Origin of the sequence: uncultured Fibrobacter sp., from assembly GCF_937877005.1 — a bacterium.
Lineage (GTDB): Bacteria > Fibrobacterota > Fibrobacteria > Fibrobacterales > Fibrobacteraceae > Fibrobacter.
In genome coordinates this window covers 1-2,918 of sequence record NZ_CALEFV010000115.1, presented here as the reverse complement: position 1 = coordinate 2,918, position 2,918 = coordinate 1, and the positions used below count along the sequence as shown (strand labels likewise).

Below are 2,918 nucleotides of genomic sequence, written 5' to 3'. Positions count from 1 at the left end.
CATTCAAGACTTCCACGGGGACTTGGAAATGTTCTTCAAGAAAGACATGTGGGAAAAGTTCCGCGATACAGTCGCTCTCGATGACCGTGTGCTTGTAAAGGGAAACTTGGAACATCAGCGTATGGGCGACGGTATGCAGCTGGTGGTCGAAGAAGTCATCCAGTTGGATCGTGTGCGTTCGGACATGGTAAGCCACATTCACATGGTGGTTTATTCTTCGATGATCGATGATGACTTCGCCGACAAGTTGCTGACGGCCATGGAAAAGTACGAACCCTTCGAAGGCGAACGCGGTTGCGAAATCGTCTGCCATGTCGAGGCGGAATCCGGCAACGTACATGTGCTTGCCTTGAAAAACAAGAAGGTCGTTTATACTCCGGAATTGTTGCAGTTCTTGCGTAAGCAATTGGGCGCCGCGAAGGTCTGGGTTTCGAATCGTGCCAAGCGGTAAAAGCCTATGGCGTGCGAGCCGTACATTCTGATTTGCGCGGGCGAAGACTCCGGGGATTCCGTTGGCGAACCCTTAGTCAAGAGTCTAGTTTCAAAAAATTTTACCGTGAAAGGTTCAGGCGGCCGCCGCATGCAGGGGGCGGAAATGTTGCCCTTGGTCGACTTCGAAAACTTGCCGGTTTCTGGCTTTGGCGATGTATTGCCCAAGTACTTTAAATTGCGTCAGAGTTTTATTGCACTAAAGACGGCGCTTGAATCGCCGGAATGTCTCGGGCTGATTGCTGTTGATTATCCGGGCTTTAACATGAAACTCGTGGCTCTGGCGGGGGGACTCCGCAAGCCCGCTTTGTATGTGGCGCCTCCACAAGTGTGGGCCTGGAAACGCAAGCGTGCGAAGGTGCTTGCGAAAAATCCGTATGTCAAGCTCGCCGTATTCTTTGACTTTGAAGAATCTGTGTACAGCGAAGCCGGCTGTAATGTGGTTCGCGTTCAACACCCGTTTAGTAATGTCGGAGCTTTCGTACTGAATAACCTTGCGCGTCATCGCGAGCCCAGTAAGGGCGATGCAATCCAAGTTCTACTTTTTCCCGGCAGCCGCAAGGCGCAGGCGCTCCGCAACTTGCCTATTTATTTGAAAGTGGTGCAGGGGCTTAAAAATGTAGCGGTGGTGGCAGCGCGCCAAGAACTGGTGGATGTTTTCAAGAAGTATAAGATTCCTGTGGTTGTCGCTCCCCAAAGTGCCGCAGAGCGAAAGGCTCTGTATCAAAGTGCGGAATATGCATTGACCGCCCCCGGAACATCGACCTTGGAACTTGCTTTGTCGGGAGTTCCCTTTACGGTTTGTACCAAGCCCGACTTGTTGACTTATTGTTTAGGTCGCTTGTTTATCAAGACAAAATTTTTCGCATTGCCCAACATTATTCTGAATCGTCTTGTGTTCCCAGAATACATCGTCCACCCGTGGTCGGGTGTCAAAACTTGGTCGCTAACTAAGGGCAAAAGAGAAAATGTCGTGAAAGAGCTTTTCGAAAAGCTCACTGTCGGGAAAACGCTCGATCAATTAGCGCTTGAATTTCTTGGCCAGTTCGTCGAGTGTAAAGCGCAGTAACGTCGGGTGACCGTAGGGCGATTTAAGCGGTTCTTCGGTCAGCATGAGTTGGCTTACGAGAGCGGCCATTTCTTCCGACTTGAGCTTGTCGCCTGCCTGGTAGGCGTTTGTGTTTGCCCAGGCTTTGGCGATAGTGTCTTGCACCTTCACCATGTCGCCTTCGTTTTTGCCTTCGTCACCGATGCTGTCCAAAAAGTCCTTGACCGCTTTGATGGCGCGCGAAAGCGGGAGCGCGCTCGGGATCGCGCGAATTTGGTAGGTCTCGCCGCCGAAATGTTCAATGTAAAAGCCTAAACGCTTGAATTGGTCTTCGACACTCTTTAAAGCCTCGATCTCAATCTTGGAAAGGTCCAGAAGTTCCGGAAACAACAGTTCCTGGCTGTCCAGGGCGGCTCCATTTCTTAAGGTGTCCAGCGCTTGTTCGTAAAGCACGCGCGAATGGGCCGCATGCTGGTCAATGACCAAGAGGCCATTGGAGTCATCGCCGGCAATGTAGGTGTCTGCAATCTGGAAGAATGTGGGCGGAACCCATTGGGTTACAGGCTCGGGAGTCTCGTTCATCTTGCCTTCCAGCGAAATGACCTTGCCTGCTTCAGGCGTGCTGAACAAGTCCTGGGCCAAATCATTTTGGCGCACAGCTTTGCGGGGCTTTTCAAAAGTGAATCCGGCAGTCGGAAAATTCGACATTTCGGGAATGTCGCCGCTCGATTCCTTTGTGCTAAATTCCCTGGGAGTAAAGCTCGGAGCAGGGGCGACGGCCGGTTTGGAAATCGGTTCTTCGAATCCGTAAGGAACTTCCGGCTTGCTATCTTGGAGGTCGCTCAAGTCGATCAAGGGCGAGTTGGCCTCCATGTCCTTGGTAAAGGCGTCGCGAATGGCGTGGGACACCACCAGAAATACCAAATTCTGGTTGGCAAAGCGAACCTCGCGCTTGGCGGGGTGCACGTTGACGTCGAATTCCATGTCCGGCATATCTAAAAACAGGACCGAAACAGGCTTGCATTGGGCGCCGTAAGGCTCGTAGGCCTGCTGTACCGCCTTGCTGATCATCTTGCTTTCGATAGGGCGATTGCGGATGAATAAAAACTGGTGGTTGCGCTTGCCGTTGGTTTCGGTGGTGGGGGAGACGTAACCCCAAACGTGTACGCCGGCTTCGGTGTAGTCAACCGGCAAAAGCGCCTTTGCAATTTTAGAGCCGATGGCTTCGGCAATACGGTTGCGCAACTCTCCCGGGACACCTGTAAACAAGGTCTTGTCTCCGACTTTGTAGTCAAAGCGGATTTCGGGGTGTGCAATGGCCGTTTTTAGAACAACATCGAAAATTCGGGTGCTTTCGGCCGTTTCGCTGCTCAAGAAGTTG

2 protein-coding genes and 1 pseudogene are annotated in these 2,918 nt (G+C 52.0%); 2 read left to right on the top strand and 1 reads right to left on the bottom strand.

What is annotated here, in order from left to right; translation table 11 throughout:
• Together Q0628_RS05655 and Q0628_RS05650 are read left to right on the top strand one after the other, a co-directional pair.
• Nucleotides 1–451: pseudogene (locus Q0628_RS05655) on the top strand (DNA polymerase III subunit alpha); the annotation flags it as partial.
• Nucleotides 452–457: 6 nt separating this feature from the next.
• Nucleotides 458–1,558, top strand: coding sequence for a lipid-A-disaccharide synthase (locus Q0628_RS05650; protein ID WP_298768981.1), 1,101 nt, complete (start codon nt 458–460; stop codon nt 1,556–1,558).
• Here the strand turns inward: Q0628_RS05650 and mutL are convergent.
• A partial coding sequence (gene mutL, locus Q0628_RS05645) for a DNA mismatch repair endonuclease MutL (protein WP_298768979.1) occupies nt 1,511–2,918 on the bottom strand: 1,408 nt, incomplete at its 5' end. The two genes, Q0628_RS05650 and mutL, sit on opposite strands and share 48 nt — an antisense overlap.